Here is a 20,169-nt window from a genome sequence, read left to right on the forward strand (position 1 = left end):
GCCGGCCACGGACGTCGCCGGTCGTGGTCCATGGCCGGTGGTCTCAGGCATCGTCACCGAAATGGCGGAGGGTGGCGATCAGCGCCTCCACCTGCGTTTTGCGCTCGGAGTCGTCGCGCTGATTGGTCGTGAACTGCATCAGCCGCCCTTGCAGCCACTCGGTCACCGGGCGCTGCTCGTCGGCCAGGTCGGTGTCGCGGAAGGCGGGTTCCTTGTGGATCGGTTTCCAGGCGGCGTAAATGCCGTCGCCGCCGTTGGCCGCGAAGACGCGCCGGAACGCCTGCCAGGCGATGCCGTGGTCCACGCCGTCGAATCGGGCCGCGAAGGTGTAGTGGCTGTTGACCGCGCCCTCGGGCGTGGCCTGGGGACGCAGCAGCGTCGAGCGCTCCAGCACTGCCCGGAAGGCCGTGCCCATGGCGATGCGCAGGTCGATGAAGGAGCGCATCCGCTCGATCTGCGCCAGCGCCACCGCCGCCGGCAGTCCGCCCAGGCGATAGTTGTAGCCCCGGCGGTCGTGGCGGGCCCAGTCGGGGTCCTGAAGCTTGTCGCGGTCCACCCGCACCTTGCCCGAGCTTGCCGTCAGATTGCGGAATCCCAGGCCCCCGAATTTCCGGATCGACTCGGCCAGCGCGGGGTTGTCGCAGCCGATCATGCCGCCCTCGCCGCACGACAGGTGCTTGGAGTTCTCGAACGACCAGGACCCCGCGTCGCCGATGGTGCCGCCGACCCGGCCCCTCGCGTCCGTCCCCAGATAGCACTGGGCGCAGTCTTCCAGCACCGTCAGGCCGTGGCGCGCCGCCAGGTCCATCAGGGCGTCCATGTCGCACACCTGGCCATACAGATGCACGGCCATGATGACCCGCGTGCGATCGGTGATGCGGCGGGCGACGTCGGACGGATCCATCAGGAAGGTGTCCCGGTCCACGTCGGCCACCACCGCGCGCCCGCCGGCGTGAAACGGCGTGAAGCCGCACATGGCCGGCGACAGCGCCGGCACGATGACCTCGTCCCCGGGACCGACCCCCATGGCCACCAGCGCCGCGTGCAGGGTGCTGGTGCCGGAGTTGAAGCCGATGGCGTGCGACAGGCCCATGGTCTGGGCGAACAGGGTCTCGGCGCGTTCGTTCATGCTGCCGTCGGCGCCGGCCGAGAAGCCGTTGTTGAGAACCTCGGCGAGGTAGCGCAACTCGTTGCCGGTAAAGCGCCAGCCCGGACCGGCGGGATCAATGATCAGCATGGGTGTCGACTTTCCGGTTGAAGGCCGCTTGGTTGTCCAGATAGTCCTGCTGCCGGCCCCAGTTGATCCGCCACCAGCCGCGCGCCAGCGCGGTTCGCACGATGGTCGGACCGGGGGCGTCCACGGGAAGCTCGGCGTACATGGCCCGGAAGAAATCCGCGTCCTCGGCGTAGTCCAGCGTCAGGCGCACGGTCGCCGCGCGCTCGTGCTCGTGAAGCTCGGGGTAAGCAAGTCTCAGGCCAGCGCGGGCGATGAACACGTCGATCACGTCGGTGTCCTGGGCCGGGTCGGGCGCCAGGGCGGCCAGGCGGTCCAGGGCGTCGCGCGTGTAGGCGGCCGTGAACAGGCCGCACACGATGTCGTCGGGCGCGCGCCAGGCATCGGCGTCCGACGTGGCCATGGCCGCCAGCACCCGCCGGCCGATGGCATAGTCGAACGCCAGGTCGTCGCCGTCGACCATCAGCACGCGGTCCAGGCCCAGGGACTCGGCGCAGTCCCGCCAGCGGCGCAGCTTGTTGAGCCGCGCGCCCCGGAACACGGCCGCGCCCTCGCGCCCGGCCAGCGCGGCGACGGGATCGTCCGAGGGATCGTCGCTGGTGGCGACGACGACCGGAACCCCCGTGAGCGCCGCCCGCCGCAGGACGATCTGCAAGGCCGTCAGGTCCGCCGTGATCGGCAGCAGGCACTTCCCCGGCAGGCGGGAGGAGGTGGCGCGCACCGTCACGAGAGCGGCGGCGCCGGAGGCCGCGCGGCTCAGAACCATTGCTGCAACCTCTCCAGCGCGATGGCGAAGCCCTCGCCGTCGTTCTTGTGGCCCTGCCAGATCTCCGGGATGAACGAGACACCGGGCGCCAGGTCGTCGGCCAGGGCGGCCAGCCGGTCGAAGGCGATCTCGCCGGTGCCGATCTGGAGCCCCTCGCCGTCGGTGCCGCGCGCGTCCACCAGGTGCATGTGGCGGGTGAACGGCAGCACCGTGGCCGCGAAGTCGTCGAAGGACCATCCGAAGTAGGTGCACGCCAGCTTGGAGTGCGAGGTGTCCAGGCACAGGCGCAGTCCGGTGGCCCGGCAGAAGGCCGTGCTGCTCTCCGCGTCCAGGAACAGGTTGTGGTGAAGCTGCCCCCCGAACAGCCACGGGAACGGCGGCATGGTCTGCGGCAGGATCTCCACACCCTCGCGGTCCACGCGGGACAAGGCGTCCGCCACGCGGTCATAGCGGCGGTCGCGCTCCGCCCGGTCGACGAAGCCGTCCCGGGAGAAACCGCCGACGTTGACGATGATCGGCGGCCGCGTCGCGCGCTCGAACCAGGGTGTCAGCGCCCGGCAGACGTCGACGACCCGCTGGAGTTCGTCGATGGAGCGGTCGCGCGTGGCGGCATCGGTGCTGGCCAGGTCCAGCAGGAAGTCGTTGGCGAACACCTCCGGCGCGTGCACCACCAGGTCCAGCGGCAGCGGCTGGTCGAGGTAGTCCGACAGCCGCAGATCCATGTCCTTGAAGCTCAGGTGGAACTCCAGCAGGTCCGGATTGGAGATGTCGGCCAGGCCGCGATAGTCGTGATAGCGCACCGGGAAGCCCCAGGGCCGCCGGAAGGCATAGGTGGCCAGCGCCACCCGGTCGGCCTCCAGGTCCGAGGGATAGAAGAAGGCCATGGCCGGCACCGCCCTCTTGGCGCGGCGGCCCACCAGGCGGTTCTTCTGGTAGGGCGGCAGTCCACGCCCCGGACAGCGCACCAGCACGTCATCGGCCGCGATCAGCTCTCCGGCGGCGATGGCGCGGGCGGCCACCAGGCTCTTGCCCAGGGCCTCGCGGTTGATGAACTCGCCCTGGCTGATGCGCCGCACGCCGTCGCCCATGGCGTCCTCAAGCTGGCGGATGGCGTCCACCATGGCCTGGAACTCGGCCGGCAGCAGCGAGACCCGGTGATCGTTGCCTTCCCGGGCGCGGTCGTCGGTGAAGTGCTTCTCGACGACGCGGGCACCCAGCGCCACGGCGGCCAGCGGCACGTGATAGCCGCGCTCGTGCCCCGAGTAGCCCACGGGGCAGGCGCCCAGGGTGCGCAGCCGGGACAGGAAGGACAGGTTGATGTCCTTGAACGGCGGCGGATAGGCGGCGTTGCAGTGGAGCAGCACCCAGGGGCTGGGCAGTTGCTGAAGCACGGCGACGGCGTCGACGATCTCGGATTCAAGCGACATGCCCGTGGACAGCAGCACCGGCTTGCCCAGGGCGGCCACCGCCCGGATCAGGTCGTGGTTCACCAGGTCGGCGGAGGCGATCTTGTAGGCCTCCACGCCCAGCCCTTCCAGGATCTCCACCGAGCGCTCGTCGGAGGGCGTGCAGAACGGCAGCACCCCCACCTTGCGGGCGTGATCGAAGGCGCGGCCCAGGTCATCGGGCGAGAGCTGGAAGCGCGACACCTGGTCCAGCACGTATTGCGACCCCAGGTCCTCGTCGTGGTCGTTGCCGGCGTCGCGGTACAGCGTGGACAGGTCGCGCAACTGGAACTTGACGCAATTGGCGCCGGCGCCGGCGGCCAGGTTGATCAGCTCGATGGCGCTGTCCAGGCTGCCGTTGTGGTTGTTGCCGATCTCGGCGATCACCACCGTCGGCGCGCTGTCCGAGACCTCGAACGGACCGATGCGAATCGGCGGCTGAAGGCTGCTGGCGATGGCCTGCACGCGGCCCTGGGTGTCCAGCAGCGGCACGTAGAGAATGCGGTCGGAGAACAGGCTGTTGATGTACTCCCCGGCGTCGGACACGCGGGCCGCCGTGAAGGTGCGGTTCATCGCCTGACTGACGGGCGCCTCCAGGGCCGGGTTGGGCGCCGACACGATGAAGCGGCGGAAGTCCCCGTCCGTCAGGCATCCGCACAGCACGCCGTGCGTGTCGACCACGAAGACGACGCCGCACTTGTTGGAATCGATTTTCTGGAGCACCTGGAGCAGCGGCGTGCCGTCCAGCACGAGATAGGGAGCCGTATGACGCGTGATGTGCATGGTCACCATCCTGGTGGCATCGACGGGCCCGCGCCCGCCTGGAGCACCGATCGCGGCGCACATCCCAGGTGTACGCCAAAGACCCTACCAAATGGTTCTCGTGGCGATGGCCCGTCGCCGCGCCCGCGCTGTGAGGGGGGGCGTCAGACCCAGTCCGCCAACCCCCTCCAGCGGGCCAGCACCAGGGCCGACAGGGCCGCCAGTTGCTCGAACTCCGGGGACGTCAGCGCCGCCCGGACGGCCGGGGGATCCAGCAACCGCACCTCCAGCCCGGGCTCGGGCGCCCGCCCCGTGGGATGAACGTCCAGCGCGAGGAACACATGCAGGCGCATGGTGTCGCGGTCGATGGCCAGTCCGCCGACCCCGAGCGCGTGCCACGTGCCGCCGCCCAGTCCGGTTTCCTCCAGCAGTTCGCGGCGCGCCGCCTGTTCGGGCGTCTCGCCCGGGTCGATGGCCCCGGCGGGGATCTCCAGGCTCATGCGCTCGCGCGCCGGGCGCCACTGACGCACCATGGCCAGGCGTCCGTCGGTGGTCCGCGCCAGGATCAGCACCCCGTCGGGCGCCACCACCCGGTACCAGTCCTCGCCGCGCCACGGCACCGCCTCCACCTGAAACCAGGGCGTGGACAGGAGGGGGCGGGACCTGGTCACCGGCCGTCGTCCGCCGCGTTGTAGAGGAGGGTGCTGCCCTGGGTGTCCAGGCCGAAGGGCACGGCCATCAGGTCGGACAGCGCCTGGCACACGGCCTCGTGACGGTCGGGCGGGACATGGAACAGCATGAAGCCGGACGACCCCGCCCCCAGCAGCTTTCCGCCCAGCGCCCCGGCGGCCAGGCCGCGCGCGTAGATGTCGTCGATGGTCTCGTTGGCGATGCCCTCGCTCAACTCCCGTTTCAGGCGCCAGGTCTCGTCAAGCATGCGGCCGAAGTCGTCCAGGTCGCCGTCGCCCGTCAGGATGCCGGCCGCCTGATCCACCATGGCCCGCATGCGCCGCAGGTGGGCCGTCCGCTGGTCCATGTTCCGCACCACCTGGGCCGCCAGGTTGGAGGCCAGCCGGGTGCGGCCGGTGTAGAACATCATCAGCCGGTCGCGCAGGGCCTCGAACCGCGCCGGGGGCAGGGCCAATGGCTCCACGTCGATGCCCCCGTCGGTGCCGAAGCGGATCACGTTCATGCCGCCGACGGCCGCCGCCACCTGGTCCTGGGAGCCGACGCTGTCCTGTAGCCAGTCCTGTTCCAGTTCGATGGCCCGGCGGTAGAGGGTCGGCTTGTCGGGCCTGGCGCCATGCAGCGCCGACAGGGCATGGATCAGCCCCACGGCGAAGGCGGAGGACGAGCCCATGCCGGTGCGCGCGGGCAGGTCGCCCTGGTAGATCACCTCCACGCCCCGGCCGCCCTCGAACTCCAGCATGCGCAGGCCCTCGCGGACCGCCGGATGCAGGATTTCCGAGATGCTGGACACGGTCTCGATATGCGCCCAGACGACCCGATAGGCATCGGGAAAGAACGGCGGCAGGTAGCGGCAACTGATGTAGCAGTACTTGTCCACGGCGGTGGACAGCACGGCCCCGCCCTCGCGCCGGTACCAGGCGGGATAATCCGTTCCGCCGCCGAAGAACGAGACGCGGAACGGCGTGCGTGACACGACATGCGTCATGATCTGGATATCCGGTTGCGCTGGTAGGCAAGAAGGTCCCGCAACGTGTCCTCGGGCGGGATCTCGGGACACCATCCGGTGGCCTCGCGGAAGCGGCTGGTGTCGGGGATCTGCAGGGTTACGTCGGAGGGGCGCAGGCGCGCCGGATCCACCGCGTGTTCGATCGGGCAGGTGGCGAAGCCCTTGAGGATCTCCAGGATCTCGCCCACCGTCAGGGTGCGGTCGCCGCCGATGTTGTAGACCTCGCCCGGCGTGCCCTTCTCCAGCAGAAGCCAGTAGGCGCGCGCCGCGTCGCGCACGTCGGCCAGGGTGCGCACGCTGTCCAGGTTGCCGACCTGGACCGGGTTGGGCCGCCGGCCGGCCTCGATCTCGGCGATCTGCTTGGCGAAGGTGCTTTCGGCGAACACGTCGCCCCGGCGCGGCCCGGTGTGGGTGAACATGCGCGTGCGCAGGGTCTTCAGGCCGTAGGACAGGAAGTACTGCAAGGCCATCATGTCCTCGCCGACCTTGGACACCGCGTAGGGGCTGGCCGGGCGCAGCGGGTTGGTCTCGCGGATGGGCACCTCGTCGGCGGTCACCTGGCCGTAGACCTCCGACGACGAACAGATGTGAATGCGCGGGTCCAGGTCGGCCCAGCGCACCGCGTCCATCAGATTGGTGGTGCCGATGACGTTGGTGTGCAGCGTGTCCGCCGGCGCGGTGAAGCTGGTCACCACGTAGGACTGGGCCGCCAGATGAAACACCCGGTCTGGACGCGCCGCCTTCATGACGGTGATCAGCGAGGTCAGGTCGCGCAGGTCCCCCTGGTGCAGGGTCACCCGTCCCGTCAGGTGGGCGATGTTGTCGATGGGGCTGCGCCAGCGCACCAGCCCGTGGATCTCCACGCCGGGATGATGACCAAGGATGTAGTCGGCGAGGTGGCTGCCGACCATGCCGGTGATGCCGGTGATCAAGACACGCATGGGTTCTATCCTGCCAGGGTCGCGCGGTACCAGTCCACGGTGTCCTTCAGCCCCGTGGCCAGGTCGTAGGTCGGCTGGAAGCCGAGCACCGCGCGGGCGCGGCCGACGTCCACCAGCCGGCGGGGGATGGTGGTTGGCTTGGAGGCGTCGTACTGGACGTCGGCGTCGGCGTAGTCGGCCGCCGCCAGGATGGCCTGGACCACGTCGCGGATGGTCACCACCGTGCCCAGGCCGATGTTCACCGGCTCGCAGGTGGCATGCTTCTCCATCATCAGCAGGCAGCCGGCGATCATGTCCTTCACGTGCAGGAAGTCGCGCATCTCCTCGCCGCTGCCCCACACCACGAACGGGGCCTCGCGATCCAGCGCCCGGCGGATCAGGGCCGGGATCACGTGGCTGGTCTTGGGATCGAAGTTGTCGTGGGGACCGTAGATGGCGGTGGGCCGCACCAGCGCCACCTTGGTCTTGGAGCGCTCCGCCAGGAACTCGGCCATGCGCTCGATGTAGCGGCGCATCCAGCCATAGCCGAAGTAGACCGGATGCACGGGACCGTCCCACAGTTCGTCCTCGTGCACCGGATGCTCGGTCGCCGGATAGGCGGTGGACGAGCTGAACACCTGGATGCGGTCCACCTCGGCCCGCCAGGCGGCCTGGAGCACGCGCGCCGTCAGCACCACGTTGTCGGCGATCGGTCCCATCGGATCGTGGACCGTCACCCCGGCCGCCGACACCGCCCCCGCGCAGTGGTACACATCCTGGATGCCGTCCATGGCGGCGACGGCCTGGTCCACGTCGGTCAGGTCGGCCTGGACCGTCTCGACGCGCGGATCGGTGACGATGGGCGGCCGCCGGTGGACGGTGATACGCACCCGGGCGCCGGCGGCCAGCAGGGCCTCGACCATGTGGGTGCCGACGAAGCCGGTGCCGCCCAGCACCAGAACGCGGCGGTCGCGGTGGAAGTCTGAGCCGGTGGTCATGACATCTCCTCGGCAAAACGGGTGACCGCCGCCCGGATGCCGGCGGGATCCAGGCCCAGGGCGGCGCGGACATCGTGCACCGTGCCGTAGCCGCCCACGAAATCGTCCTCCAGGCCGTGATAGGCGGTGCGCAGGCCGCCCACCTCGTTGATGGCCTCGCGCAGGCCGTGCCCGTCGTGCACCACCAGGATCGCCGTGTCGCGGAAGCGGGCGACGGTGGCGCGGTCGATGGGCTTCAGGGTGTGGTGGGTGACCAGGTTGACCGACAGGTCCCGGCAGCCCTCCAGCACGGTGGCGACCAGCGGCCCGGCGGTCATCACGGTGACTGGCGCGCCCTCGTCGCGCAGCACCAGGGCCTCGCCGAAGCGCACCGGCCCCAGGTCCAGGTCGTGCGGATGGTCGGACAGGCGGAAATACGTGGGCCGGCCGTTGGCGTACTGACTGCGCATCAGCACGTCCACCTCGTGCTCCGACCCCGGCTGGATCACCTCCATCCCTGGGATCAGCCGCAACAGAGGCAGGTCGTAGTAGGCGTGATGGGTGGCCCCGTCCCAGGCGTAGTCGAAGGACGCGCCACAGGTGACGATGTTGCCGCCGAAGCGGTTGTAGCCCATGTCCAGCTTGATCTGCTCGAAACAGCGCTCGGTCAGGAAGGGGGCGATGGTGTGCACGAAGGGGTGCAGGCCCCGGGCGCTCATCCCGGCGGTGACGCTGATCAGCGTCGGTTCGCAGATGCCCATGTTGTGGAAACGGGTCGGATGGGCCTGCTTGAAGGCGAAGAACTGGTAGACGCTGACGTCGCCCAGAATCACCACGACGCGCTCGTCCTCGGCGGCGAGGGCGCCGACCGTGTCCCTAAACTGCCGGCGCATGAAGTTCCTCCAGAAGCTTGGCCAGGGTCTCCGCGTCCGGGGACTTGCGGTGCCACTCGTACATGTTGTCCTCCAGGGTGCGGCAGCCCTTGCCCTTGACGGTGCGCGCGACCACCGCCCGCACGCCCCGGGCCGGGCGCGTCAGCGCCTGGGTCAGGGCCGCCACGTCGTGGCCGTCCACGCCGACGGTGTCGCAGCCGAAGGCCGCCAGCCGCTCCGCCGGGTTGGGGATCTGCAGCGCGCGTCCCTGGGAGCGGTTGTCGTCGTAGAGGAGGGTGAGGTTGTCCAGGCCGCGATCGACGGCCACCATGACCGCCTCCCACACCGTGCCCTCGTTGGACTCGCCGTCGCCGACCAGGGTGTACACCCGCCGGTCGGTGCCGAGGATCTTCTCGGCCAGGGCCATCCCCGTCGCCAGGCCGATCCCATGGCCCAGCGAGCCCGTGGAGACCTCCACCCCCGGCACCTTCAGGCGGTCGGCGTGGCAGCCGAACATGGTGCCGCGGTTGCCGAAGCGGGCCACGGGGCCGGGATCGTAGTACCCCAGCGCCCCCAGCACCACGTAGTGGGCCAGCGACGCGTGCCCCTTGGACAGCACGAACAGATCGCGGCCGTCCCACTCCGGGCGGGCCGGGTCGTGGCGCATGACACCGTAGACGGCGCACAGCATCTCGACGATGGAAAAGCAGGTGGGCACATGGCCATGGCCGCTGTCGTGCGCGATGCGCAGGATCTCGGCCCGCAGGGCGGTGGGGTTCGGGGTCATTCGATCACCACAAAGGAGACGCGGGCGGTGATGGGAAGGCGCTCGACCCGCAGGCTGTCGAACCCGAGCACCTCGCGCACGGCCACGGTCTCGCCCGGGAAGATGTCGTCGCACAGTTCGTCGAACACCAGGACGCTGCCCTTGAACAGGTGCGGGCGGATGGCCTCCAGGGCGGCCCTGGTGGGTTTGTAGATGTCGAAATCGAACACCGCGAGCGACACCAGCGTTTCCGGATGATCGGCCAGGTAGCGAGGTACCGTCTCCAGGGCGTCGCCCTTCACAAGCTCGAACTTGCGCAGGTGGGAGATCGGGTTGAGGGCCTCCTGGCAGGCCAGGACGCGCGCCAGGGCATCCTCGTAGCCCTCGGGCACCGAGAACGAGCCGTCGGCGGTGCGCGAGGTCGCGCCGTCCTCGTCCGACACGCCCTTGAAGCCGGCGAAGGTGTCGAAGCCGATGATCTTGCGGTGGCGGTTGAAGGGCTCGTAGATGCCGCGCAGGGCGGCCATCAGGGACAGGGTCTGCCCCCAGCGCACGCCGAACTCCATGATCACGCCGTGGGTGTTCAGGATGCGGCGATAGATTTCGTGGAAGAACAGGATGCGGGACAGGGACTTGGACGTCAGATAGAGACCGAGGTTGGCGAGAAGCTCATCGTCCGGCAGGGGCGTGTCCTTCACCATGCCCGTCAGCAGGCCCTGCGCGTTCTTCTCGTCCTGGCTCGACAGGACAATGGCGTCGTGTTGCTGTGTCTTCATCGTGTCCATGTCCGTTGGTTGTCGCGCCACCAGGCCACCGTGCGGCCGATGCCGTCCTCGGGAGAGATCTCGGCCCGCCAGCCCAGCAGCCGCTCGGCGCGGCCGCAGTCAAGACGCCGATGGCCGAGCGTGGTGGGCGCCTGGCCCTGGTGGACGATGCGGCCGGGGGCATGGCCGGCGGCCCGGCAGGCCCAGGCGGCCACCTCGCCGACGGTGACCGTGCGGCCGGCGCCGATGTTGAGCACCAGGGCGCCCTGACGCGCGTCGGCGTCGGTCTCCAGGTCGCGCCAGTGCTCGCGGCCCAGCAGGGCCACCACCGCGCGGGCGAAGTCGTCCACATGCAGGATGTCGCGGCTGACTTCCGGCGCGCCCCAGATCACGAACGGATCCTGGCGCTCCACGGCCTTGCGCACCAGGGCGGCGACGAAGTTGCTGCGCTGGGGATCGAAGCGGGCGTGCGGGCCGTAGATATTGGCCAGCCGCAGCACGCAACAGGGGTGTCCGGTGGTCCGGCGCCACAGGCGCGCCAGACTCTCGCCGTAGCGCTTGGCCCAGGCGATGCCAAAATGCGCGGGGGCCGGATCCCGGTTCAGGTCCAGGTCGTCCTCGGACAGCGCGCCCGCGTCGTCGGCGTACACGGTGGCGGTGCTGACGTAGACGAGGCGTTCCACGTCGTGGGCCGCCAGCGCCTCGAACGCCGCCATGTCCAGGGCCACGGCGTGGCGCGCCTGCTCCCACGGCCGCGCGGTCATGTCGGCGGCGCCGCCGGTGCGCGCGGCCGCCAGAACCGCCGTCCGGCAGCCGTCGGCCACCGCCCGCGCCGCGTCGGGGTCGGTCAGATCGGCGCGGACATAGGTCACCCTGGGATCGTCGAGGAAGGCCCCGTCCTCGCCCCGATGCGGCACCCGAACCCGCACCCCGGGCGCGGCGTCCAGCAGGTGGCGCACCACGGCCGACCCTCCCAAGCCCGTGCCACCGGTCACCAGGACATCCGTCTCGTCAAGGAAAGGGCAGGCAACAGCCATGACCAAGCTTCTCCGCATTCTGCGGGGGCGGTGCTCCGGATCATGCCAGACCGACCACCCCATGGCCCAGACCATGGGGCGCCCGGCTGTCCGGTGCCGCACCAGGATTCCGCAGTCGGGTTAACAATGGGTGAGGGACCCGCATTTTTGCATGCATCCGAAACGGACCGCTCCGCCGGCCATCCTGGCCCAGCGTGCAGGCCGTGGCGTTCGCCACCCTGGACTGGGTCGACTGGTTCAACGCCCGCCGGCTTCTGGGACCGATCGGAAACATACCGCCCGCCGAAGCCGAGACCCGCTACTATCAGGCTCTGCGGGAGGTCGAACGGGCGGCATAGGACTCAAACAATCCTGCCTCCGGCAAACCCGGGGCGGGTCAGCGTGGTCCCAGGGCGTTTTCAGCGGCCGCCCATCCGTGATATCGAGGGCGGCTCAGGCACAAGGGCGGGCTGCGGCCCGGGCGCCCGGCGTTCACAGGAAAAGCACCCCGCATCATGACGTCCCCCGTTCTTTCATCGAAGACAAGCGCGGCCCGCGCCGTGTCATCCGAGGTCGCGTCCGCGACCGCGACCGATATCCTGGATGTCGCCCGGCGCGTGCTCCGCGCCGAAAGCGAGGCCCTGGCCCACCTTGCCGAGTCCGTGGGGCCGCCGCTCGGCGCGGCCGTGTCGCTGATCCAGGGATGCAAGGGCCGGGTCACCGTCACCGGCATGGGCAAGAGCGGGCACGTCGGCCGCAAGATCGCGGCCACGCTGGCCTCGACCGGCACCCTGGCGCAGTACGTCCACCCGGCCGAGGCCAGTCACGGCGACCTGGGCATGGTCTGCCGTGACGATGTGGTCCTGGCCCTGTCCAACTCCGGCGATACGCCCGAGTTGAACGATATGATTGCCTACACCCGCCGCTTCGGAATCGGCCTGATTGGCTTGACCAGCCGCGCCGAGGGCGCCCTGGCCCAGTCCAGCGACGTCGCCCTGGTGCTGCCGCCGCATCGCGAGGCCTGTCCCCTGGGCCTGGCGCCGACCACGTCCACGACCATGATGCTGGCCCTGGGTGATGCCCTGGCGGTGGCGCTGCTGGAAGCGCGGGGCTTCTCGGCCCGGGACTTTCAGGTGTTCCACCCCGGCGGCCAGTTGGGGCGGGCGCTGTTGCGGGTGGCCGACCTGATGCACACCGGCGCGCGCCTGCCGCTGGTGACGGCCGATACCCCCATGTCGCGCGCCCTCATCGAGATCTCCAGCAAGGGATTCGGCTGTGTTGGCATCCTCGACGACACCGGTGCGCTGATCGGCATCATCACCGACGGCGACCTGCGGCGGCACATGGCCGATGGCCTGCTGTCCCGGCCGTCGGCCGCCATCATGACGGCGTCGCCCCGGACCGTGACCTCGACGACGCTGGCGGTGGAGGCCCTGCACCTGATGAATGCCAGCGACCGCCCGTTCATGGCCGTGTTCGTGGTGGACGATGGGAAACCGGTCGGCGTGCTGCACATGCACGACCTGTTGCGGGCGGGCCTGGCTTAGATCAAGATTGGTCGGCGCGGCGGCGTCCGGTGGGGGCGCCCGGCGTTGGCCCGTCCGCTTCAGGGCACCGGCGCGCGTCGCCGGTCCGGGCGTGGTCCGATGGTCCGGCCCGCGAGTCGCGATGCCCGCCGGCGGAGGCCCCGGCCACGGTCCATGGACCATGGACGACGGGCCATGCGGGCATGGACGGGCACGGGCCCAAGGGTGCCAAAGGGTACCACAGTGGTGATGACCCCAAGATGGTAGTGGATCGACCCGATCGAGGCCGCACGGGCGTTTCCCTGGACGCACCGGTGCCGGCGTCAACACCGGCGCCGGGCGGGCCGCATGGACGTGGCGGGCGACGCGGGGGCGTGACCCCGACCGAACCCGGGGCGACGCGGGGCTACTCCCGGTTCGTCACCCTGATGAAGATCCTGCTGCCCGGACTGGCCGCCGCCATCTTCGGGACGATGCTCGCATGGCCGCAGATCGCGGCGCGGACGGAGAGCTTCATGGTCGGTTTCGCGCAACTGGATCCGCGCGAGACCGATCCCCGTACGCTGGTCAATCCGCGTTTTCATGGCCTGGACGATAAGGAGCAGCCCTACACCCTGATCGCCGCGTCGGCCGTGGAAGGGGCCGACAACCCCGACCGCGTGGACCTGATGCGGCCGCAGGGGGACATCCTGCTGCGGGAGGGCCGCTGGATCGCCTTGAACGGCCGGACCGGCGTCTATTCGAAACTGGAGCGAACCTTGGACTTGAGCGGAGACGTGATCCTTTACAGAGACGACGGGTTCGAGTTTCAGACGGACCAGGCGCACGTGGACCTGCTGACCAGCGCCGCCCACGGCGACCAGCCGGTGAGCGGCCAGGGGCCGGACGGCACCATCCGGTCCGAGGGCTTCGAACTGGTGGACGGCGGCGCCGTGGTCCACTTCACCGGCCGGGCCAGGATGGTGTTGCGGGCCGACGGCGGGGGGATCGCGCCATGATCCCGGTGCCTCCCGGTCCGTCCGCGCCGTCCGGCCGCGCCGAGGCCGGCCGTGCCTCTCGGGGCGTCCTGCCGGCGCGCGCCGTCTTTGCCGTCCTCGCCGTCGCCTTGGGGCTCGCCGGGGCTTCGGCGCCGGCGATGGCGCAGACCGCCGCGCTGAGCGAAGGCGGCGACGCGCCCATCGAGGTGACCTCGGACGAGGGCATCGAGTGGCGCCGCGACGAAAAGCTCTACATCGCCCGGGGCAACGCCGAGGCGGTGCAGGGCGACGACCGGGTCTACGGTGACGTGCTCGTGGCCCACTACCGCGAGACGCCCGAGGGCGCGACCGAGGTCTGGCGCATGGAGGCGCGGGGCAATGCCCGCATCGTCACCCCCGACCAGACGGTCACCGGCGGCGTGGCCATCTATGAGGTGGACAAGGATGTCCTGGTGGTGCGCGGCGGCGACCTGCGCCTGAAGACCCCGACCGAGGTGGTCACCGCCATGGAAAGCCTGGAGTACTGGGGCGCCAAGCGCATGGCCGTGGCCCGGGGCGATGCCCTGGCGCGCCGTGCCAACGGCGATGTCATCCGCGCCGACGTGCTGACCGGATACTTCGGCGAGGCCGCCGCGACGGACGCGCCGGATGCCGCGTCCAGCGCCGCCGCCGGACCGGCCGGGGCCACCGGCGACCTGGAGCGCATGGAGGGGTTCGGCGAGGTGATGATCACCACCGCGAAGGAGGTTGTTCGCGGCGACCGGGCAGTCTATGACGTGCCGGCCGGGATCGCCACCGTGGTCGGCGGGGTCACCATTTCCACCGAGACCGATCAGTTCGCGGGCGAGCGGGCCGTCATGAACCTGAACACCGGGGTCAGTACCCTGCAGGGTGGTGCCGGCGACGGCCGGGCGCGGGCCCTGATCGCGCCCTCGCGCCCCGACGTCGACGACGGCGCGGGCGACGGCAGGCCCTGATCAGCGGCGCGGGAGATCAGCCCTTGGAAGGCACGGTGGACCGGTACCTGGACGACAACGCCGCGACGGAGCCCCCGGTTCCCCAGGCGGGCCTGGCCGCGCGGGCGCTGGGCAAGCGCTATCGCCAGCGGCCGGTGCTGGACGCCGTGAACATCAGCGTGCGCCGGGGCGAGGCGGTCGGCCTGCTGGGACCCAACGGGGCCGGCAAGACGACCTGTTTCTACTGCATGACCGGCCTGGTGGTGCCGGACGCCGGGAACATCCTGCTGGACGGCGAGGACATCACCGCCCTGCCCATGTATCGGCGCGCCCGCATGGGGATCGGCTACCTGCCGCAGGAGGCGTCCATTTTCCGGGGCCTGACGGTGGAGGGCAACATCCGCGCGGTCCTGGAACTGGTGGAGCGCAATCGCGGCGTGCGCGAGGACATCCTCGCCAATCTGCTCTCGGAGTTCTCCATCAGCCACTTGCGCAACAGCGCCGCCCTGGCGCTGTCCGGCGGCGAGCGGCGCCGGGTGGAGATCGCGCGCGCCCTGGCGACGCACCCCGGGTTCATCCTGCTGGACGAGCCCCTGGCCGGCATCGACCCGATCGCCGTCGGCGACATCCGCGACCTGGTCGCCCACCTCAAGCATCGGGGGCTGGGCGTTCTCATCACCGACCACAACGTGCGCGAGACCTTGGATATTGTGGACCGCGCCTACATTCTTCATGAAGGTCGGGTTATGATGGAGGGACACCCTTCGGAGATCGTCGCCCATGAGGGCGTCCGTCGGGTGTACCTGGGAGACCGGTTCAGCCTGTAACCATCCAGCGGAGGTCCTCGCACCGCATGCCGCTCGCACCACGGCTCGATCTCCGGCAGACCCAGGCCCTGGTGATGACGCCGCAATTGCAGCAGGCGATCAAGCTGCTGCAACTGTCGAACCTGGACCTGAGCGCCTACGTCGAGCAGGAACTGGAACGCAACCCGCTGCTGGAGCGGGACGATCGCGCCGCCTTCGAGGCCCCGGCGGAGCGCGAGGACACGCGCGCCGACGCCGGCGAGACCGCGATCCTCGACACGGTCGGTGGCGACGAGGCCGGCGCGCCGTCGCTGGACCAGGACTACAACACCGATCGCGACGAGGCCGGGGCCGGCGACATGGTGGGGCCCAACGGCGACGGCTCCGGACTGGATGCCCTGGGGCTGTCGGCCAGCAGTTGGGGCAGCGCCGGCCCGGGGGGCGGAGGGCACGGCTTCGAGGGGGACGAGCGCGGCCTTGAGGAGACCCTGGGAGACCGCCGCACGTTGCGCGATCACCTCGCCGAGCAGATCGCCGTGGACCTTCCCGACTCGGCGGACCGGCTGATCGGCACCTATCTCCTGGGGCTGCTGGACCCTTGCGGCTATCTCACGACGCCGCTGGAGGAGGTGGCCACGACCCTCGGCGCCCCGCTGCCGCGCGTCGAGCGGGTGCTGGCCCGCCTGCAGGCGCTCGACCCGCCCGGGCTGTTCGCCCGCTCGCTGCGGGAATGCCTGGCCCTGCAACTGGCCGACCGCGACCGGCTGGATCCGGCCATGCAGGCCCTGCTGGACAACCTGGAGATGCTCGGCCGCCGCGACATGGCGGGCCTCCTGGAGGTGTGCGGCGTCGATGCCGAGGACCTGCGCGACATGGTCGCCGAGGTGCGCGCCCTCGACCCCAAGCCGGCGCTGCGCTTCGATGGCGAGCCCATCCAGACCGTGGTGCCCGATATCCTCATGCGCGCCAACCCGGAGGGCGGCTGGATCCTGGAACTGAACGGCGAGACCCTGCCCCGGGTACTGGTCAACCGTCGCTACCTGGCCCGGGTCAACCGGGCCACCGCCGGCGACAAGGCGGCGCGGGGCTACCTGACGGACTCGCTGCAGACCGCCAACTGGCTGGTCAAGGCCCTCGACCAGCGCGCCACCACCATCCTCAAGGTGGCCACCGAGATCGTGCGCCAGCAGGACGCCTTCCTCGCCCATGGCATCCAGCACCTGCGCCCCTTGATCCTGCGCGACGTGGCCGGCGCCATCGGCATGCACGAAAGCACGGTCAGCCGGGTGACCAGCAACAAGTACATCGCCACGCCCCGGGGCCTGTTCGAGCTGAAGTACTTCTTCACCCAGGCCATCAACAGCAGCGCCGGCGGCGAGGCCCATTCGGCGGAGGCCGTGCGCTTCCGCATCAAGGCCCTGATCGATGCCGAGCCGGCGGCGGCGGTGTTGTCCGACGACCGCCTGGTGACCCTGTTGCGGGCCGAGGGCGTGGACATCGCCCGGCGCACCGTCGCCAAGTATCGCGAGGCCATGCGCATTCCGTCCTCGGTGCGGCGCCGGCGGGAGAAGATGGCCCTGGCGGCGGACGAGTGAGACGCGCCGTCACTCGGACACCGACAGGGACCACCGCGCCTCCGGGGTCCAGTGCCCCCAGTGCCGGCTGGGGCCGCCGGTGACGCGCAGCGGCGGCAGCGGCTGGCGGGCCAGCGTGCCCGGCCCGTCGTGCAGCACCGCCACGCCATGCCAGAGGCCCGGGTTGAGGCGCGGTGCCGGCAGCGTCAGGCGGACCGTGACCGTCTGGCCGGCGTCGGCGGACAGGGGCGCGTCCGTCAGGTCGCTGGCCAGGCCGCTCACCCGGGTGCCGTCGGCGGCATAGAGCGGCACGCCGACGAACAGCGCCCGCGCCGGCGCGCGCAGCGGCGCCCGTAGCCGCAGGCCCAGGGGCGCGCCGAAGGGCCGCGTGTCCACCGCCGCCCCGCTGCCATCCGTCCAGGTCAGATCAAGGGGCCCCACCCGCGCCGCGTCGCGGTGAAACGGGCGCAGGAAGGCCGGGGGGCCGTCCGCCGCCGGCCCGGCCAGAGACGACGGGGTGCCGGCCGGGCTGGACGCGTCCGCGCCCTCCGCCAGTGTCCGGTACACCGACAGCCCCGTCTCGGTGGCGCCGTCGAAGGCCACGCGCCCCCGGTCCAGCACCACCACGCGGTCGCAGAACCGGGCCACCTCGGCGAGATTGTGCGAGACCAGCAGGATGGCCGCCCGCTCCCGCACCACCATCATGCGCGCGAGGCACTTTTGCCGGAACGGGAAGTCGCCCACCGACAGCACCTCGTCCACCAGCAGCAGGTCGGGATCGCAGTGGGCGGCGATGGCGAACCCCAGGCGCAGGGCCATGCCGCTGGAATAGCCGCCGACGGGCCGCTCAAGGGCGTCTCCCAGACCACTGAAGGCGGCGATGGCCGGCGCGGCGGCGGCCATCGCCCGCCGGTCCCGCCCCAGCAGCGCGCCGACGGTGGCGATGCAGGCGTGTCCGCTCAGATGCGGGGCCAGGCCGGCCGTCAGGTCCATGAGCGTCGCCAGCCGTCCGCGCCGATGGACCGTGCCGGCGTCCATCGCCAGATGCCCAGCCGCCACCCGCAGCAGCGTGGTCTTGCCGGCGCCGTTCAGCCCCACCACGCCCACGGCCTCGCCGCGCCGCACGATCAGGGACACGTCCTCCAGTGCCGTGACCACGCCCGGCCCTTCCGCCAGCGGCGCCGGGTCGCCGCCGGCCAGGACCCGCAGCACCTGCCGCCCCCAGGCGCGGCGATCGCGGGTCGGGGTCGCGGCGAAACGCCGGCTGACATCCCGCAGGGTCAACAGGGCGGCGGGATCGGCCGTCGTCACGGGGCCATCTCCCGCAGGCGCGGCGCCAGACGGACGAAGGCGCGCCCGGTCACCAGCGCCAGCGCCACGCCGCCCAGGCTCCAGGCGGTGAGCGCCAGGCCCAGCCCGGCCGGCACCGCGCCGTGCGCGGCCATGCTCCGCAGCACGTCGGTCCACAGCGCCAGGGGATTGAGCACCGTCACCGCCCAGGCCCAGGACGCGTCCGGCAGGGGGAACAGCACCAGGCCCGGCAGCAGGGTCAGCCGCAGGGTGGTGGCCGCGCCCGTGGTCAGGTCGGGCCAGGGCACCGCCCACACCGCCAGCGCGAGGCCAAGGCCAAGCGCGAGCGCCAGGGCCAGCGGCAGCAGCGCCAGCGCGGCCAGCAGGCCCGGCGGGTCCAGGCCGCCGGCCACGGCCCAGGCCAGCGGCAGCAGGACGACCCCGCGTGCCCCGCTGCGCTCCGCCGCCTCCAGCAGGCCGGCCAGCACCGCCGCCGGCGGCGCGTGCACATCGGCGCGATGCGCGCCGAGGCCCCGGGCCGGCGCGAGGATGACGTCGATGAGCAGGCTCCAGGTCAGGTACCCCAGGGCGGCGTAGGCCACGGCGGGAAGGCCGTCGGGCGGGGACGGCAGGGTCCCGGAGGCCACCAGCGGCAGATACACCAGCAGCGGCCCGAGCGGTGCTCCCCATGTCCCCGGACGACCCAGGGGATGCCGGACCCGGCGCGCCAGACGCGCCTGCCGGGCCAGGGCCCATCCGGCGCGACCGTGGTGATAGGCCGGGACCGTTTCCCCGCCGCGCGCGACCATGGTATCTCCCTCCTGCGAGCTCGCCTGCCGTGTCCCCAACCCATGGTCCCTACACCTACAGGCCGGGCGCGCCGACGTCGAGCCCCGCCGTCCGGATCGCCGTCGCCTGGGCAAGGCGGACGTGCTCGCGAGCCGTGGTCGCTTGCGGGCACGAGATCTGGACCGATCCGCGACCCGTTTCGGTCATGGGCGGTCTCCCTCGTGATTTGGGTGTTTCTCCCGGTGTTGCGCCTTATGGATGGACGGCGTATCGTGGGCTCATCCTGACAAAGGAAAGAGTGGTGATCCGACAAGGCAAGCATAAGACATGCAGCGGAAGAATCTAGTGTTGTAAATCAGGTTATGAAGATTTTATTGTGATTGTTCTTCAATATATTTGACCGTGTGGAGGGCAACATGTTTCCATGGTATAAAGGTCTCTGGGCGTTTTATACGTTGCTGACCCTGGTCCTGACGGCGCTGTCGTACGGCGTGAGCCGGATTGTCTTTGTGCCTATTGTTGCTATTCCGGACTTCGCGCTGCCGCGCGGCTTCACGCTTGGGGTGGCGTTCGTGTTCGCGGCAACCGTTGTTTTCCTGCTGCGCCACGGAATGCGACTGTGGCCGGAGTTGCCGGCGCTGTTGCGGCCGTCGATCGCGAAAATCATCGTCACCATGATAGTGTTTTTATTTGTACCCTTTGGGAACCTTGCATTTATGCCGTTGATTATGGGGTTGCATGTAGCCTTTTTCATTGAGGATTTGCGAACTGTTTTGTCGCCACAAGACTTGTCTGATTTGGATCGGATGCCTCGTGTTCTGATTCACTTTGGTATATTGCTGCTTGGCGCCGCCTTCGCCTACCTGATCACGACGTTGTCGTGGCGGTCGTCACGGCGCCGCTATGGGGCGTGGGAGATTGTGCCGCTTGGGTATCTGGCCGCCTACACGTTTACCTTGCTGGTGTGGCAGCGGCCGTACATGTGAGACGGAGCGGTGCCAGGGCGAGCGTTTGGTGCGCGCACGGGGTCGGT

General features: G+C 70.4%; 20 protein-coding genes and 1 pseudogene. 7 read left to right on the top strand and 14 right to left on the bottom strand.

What is annotated here, in order from left to right:
* Window positions 1-43: 43 nt before the first annotated feature.
* From GGD89_RS15410 to GGD89_RS15460, 11 genes are all read right to left on the bottom strand, one after another.
* Window positions 44-1,237 carry a DegT/DnrJ/EryC1/StrS family aminotransferase gene (locus tag GGD89_RS15410; RefSeq protein WP_184046889.1) on the bottom strand — a complete coding sequence of 398 codons (1,194 nt, stop codon included), beginning with the start codon at window positions 1,235-1,237 and terminating at the stop codon, window positions 44-46.
* The gene (locus GGD89_RS15415; RefSeq protein WP_184046891.1) at window positions 1,224-2,000 is read right to left on the bottom strand and encodes a cytidylyltransferase domain-containing protein; all 777 of its coding nucleotides are present in this window, start codon (window positions 1,998-2,000) and stop codon (window positions 1,224-1,226) included. Before GGD89_RS15415 ends, GGD89_RS15410 begins: the two co-directional genes overlap by 14 nt.
* Window positions 1,991-4,228, bottom strand: coding sequence for an N-acetylneuraminate synthase family protein (locus GGD89_RS15420; RefSeq protein WP_184046893.1), 2,238 nt, complete (start codon window positions 4,226-4,228; stop codon window positions 1,991-1,993). Before GGD89_RS15420 ends, GGD89_RS15415 begins: the two co-directional genes overlap by 10 nt.
* Before the next feature lie 143 nt (window positions 4,229-4,371).
* Entirely contained in the window at window positions 4,372-4,878 is a 507-nt protein-coding gene (locus tag GGD89_RS15425) for an NUDIX hydrolase (protein ID WP_343058622.1), read from the bottom strand.
* Window positions 4,875-5,882 (bottom strand): GHMP family kinase ATP-binding protein, encoded by a 1,008-nt coding sequence (locus GGD89_RS15430; RefSeq protein ID WP_184046895.1) that lies wholly within the window; start codon window positions 5,880-5,882, stop codon window positions 4,875-4,877. Before GGD89_RS15430 ends, GGD89_RS15425 begins: the two co-directional genes overlap by 4 nt.
* Window positions 5,879-6,844, bottom strand: a complete 966-nt coding sequence (locus GGD89_RS15435) for a GDP-mannose 4,6-dehydratase (protein WP_184046897.1) — start codon at window positions 6,842-6,844, stop codon at window positions 5,879-5,881. Before GGD89_RS15435 ends, GGD89_RS15430 begins: the two co-directional genes overlap by 4 nt.
* A gap of 5 nt (window positions 6,845-6,849) precedes the next feature.
* Complete coding sequence (locus tag GGD89_RS15440; protein WP_184046899.1) at window positions 6,850-7,821, bottom strand: NAD-dependent epimerase/dehydratase family protein; 972 nt, start codon at window positions 7,819-7,821, stop codon at window positions 6,850-6,852.
* Window positions 7,818-8,693 carry a transketolase family protein gene (locus tag GGD89_RS15445; protein WP_184046901.1) on the bottom strand — a complete coding sequence of 292 codons (876 nt, stop codon included), beginning with the start codon at window positions 8,691-8,693 and terminating at the stop codon, window positions 7,818-7,820. The genes GGD89_RS15440 and GGD89_RS15445 overlap by 4 nt, the downstream gene beginning before the upstream one ends.
* Complete coding sequence (locus GGD89_RS15450; protein ID WP_184046903.1) at window positions 8,677-9,459, bottom strand: transketolase; 783 nt, start codon at window positions 9,457-9,459, stop codon at window positions 8,677-8,679. The genes GGD89_RS15445 and GGD89_RS15450 overlap by 17 nt, the downstream gene beginning before the upstream one ends.
* Window positions 9,456-10,214, bottom strand: a complete 759-nt coding sequence (locus tag GGD89_RS15455; protein ID WP_184046905.1) for a crotonobetainyl-CoA--carnitine CoA-transferase — start codon at window positions 10,212-10,214, stop codon at window positions 9,456-9,458. Before GGD89_RS15455 ends, GGD89_RS15450 begins: the two co-directional genes overlap by 4 nt.
* Window positions 10,211-11,239, bottom strand: a complete 1,029-nt coding sequence (locus GGD89_RS15460; RefSeq protein ID WP_184046907.1) for an NAD-dependent epimerase/dehydratase family protein — start codon at window positions 11,237-11,239, stop codon at window positions 10,211-10,213. The genes GGD89_RS15455 and GGD89_RS15460 overlap by 4 nt, the downstream gene beginning before the upstream one ends.
* Before the next feature lie 173 nt (window positions 11,240-11,412).
* Between GGD89_RS15460 and GGD89_RS15465 the strand changes: the two are divergent.
* The 6 genes and pseudogenes from GGD89_RS15465 to rpoN form a co-directional block, all read left to right on the top strand.
* A pseudogene (locus GGD89_RS15465) lies at window positions 11,413-11,577 on the top strand (IS3 family transposase); the annotation flags it as partial.
* Between the two features lie 156 nt (window positions 11,578-11,733).
* Entirely contained in the window at window positions 11,734-12,765 is a 1,032-nt protein-coding gene (locus GGD89_RS15470) for a KpsF/GutQ family sugar-phosphate isomerase (protein WP_184046909.1), read from the top strand.
* Between the two features lie 353 nt (window positions 12,766-13,118).
* Window positions 13,119-13,742, top strand: a complete 624-nt coding sequence (gene lptC, locus GGD89_RS15475) for an LPS export ABC transporter periplasmic protein LptC (RefSeq protein ID WP_184046911.1) — start codon at window positions 13,119-13,121, stop codon at window positions 13,740-13,742.
* Window positions 13,739-14,698, top strand: a complete 960-nt coding sequence (locus tag GGD89_RS15480; RefSeq protein ID WP_184046913.1) for an LptA/OstA family protein — start codon at window positions 13,739-13,741, stop codon at window positions 14,696-14,698. The genes lptC and GGD89_RS15480 overlap by 4 nt, the downstream gene beginning before the upstream one ends.
* A 35-nt stretch (window positions 14,699-14,733) precedes the next feature.
* The gene (gene lptB, locus GGD89_RS15485) at window positions 14,734-15,504 is read left to right on the top strand and encodes an LPS export ABC transporter ATP-binding protein (protein WP_343058623.1); all 771 of its coding nucleotides are present in this window, start codon (window positions 14,734-14,736) and stop codon (window positions 15,502-15,504) included.
* A 26-nt stretch (window positions 15,505-15,530) separates the two neighbouring features.
* Window positions 15,531-17,078 carry an RNA polymerase factor sigma-54 gene (rpoN, locus tag GGD89_RS15490; protein ID WP_184046919.1) on the top strand — a complete coding sequence of 516 codons (1,548 nt, stop codon included), beginning with the start codon at window positions 15,531-15,533 and terminating at the stop codon, window positions 17,076-17,078.
* 9 nt (window positions 17,079-17,087) lie between these two features.
* Here rpoN and GGD89_RS15495 read toward each other — a convergent pair whose 3' ends face one another.
* The 3 genes from GGD89_RS15495 to GGD89_RS20420 are packed head-to-tail and all read right to left on the bottom strand — an operon-like array spanning window position 17,088 to window position 19,343.
* Complete coding sequence (locus GGD89_RS15495; RefSeq protein ID WP_184046922.1) at window positions 17,088-18,368, bottom strand: ABC transporter ATP-binding protein; 1,281 nt, start codon at window positions 18,366-18,368, stop codon at window positions 17,088-17,090.
* Complete coding sequence (locus GGD89_RS15500; protein WP_184046925.1) at window positions 18,365-19,156, bottom strand: hypothetical protein; 792 nt, start codon at window positions 19,154-19,156, stop codon at window positions 18,365-18,367. The genes GGD89_RS15495 and GGD89_RS15500 overlap by 4 nt, the downstream gene beginning before the upstream one ends.
* 55 nt (window positions 19,157-19,211) lie before the next feature.
* Window positions 19,212-19,343 (bottom strand): hypothetical protein, encoded by a 132-nt coding sequence (locus GGD89_RS20420; RefSeq protein ID WP_281396734.1) that lies wholly within the window; start codon window positions 19,341-19,343, stop codon window positions 19,212-19,214.
* A gap of 209 nt (window positions 19,344-19,552) precedes the next feature.
* On the opposite strand from GGD89_RS20420, the gene GGD89_RS15505 reads away from it, so the two are divergent.
* Window positions 19,553-20,122, top strand: coding sequence for a hypothetical protein (locus tag GGD89_RS15505; RefSeq protein WP_184046928.1), 570 nt, complete (start codon window positions 19,553-19,555; stop codon window positions 20,120-20,122).
* The last annotated feature ends 47 nt before the right edge of the window (window positions 20,123-20,169 follow it).

This window comes from Roseospira visakhapatnamensis (assembly GCF_014197915.1).
Lineage (GTDB): Bacteria > Pseudomonadota > Alphaproteobacteria > Rhodospirillales > Rhodospirillaceae > Rhodospira > Rhodospira visakhapatnamensis.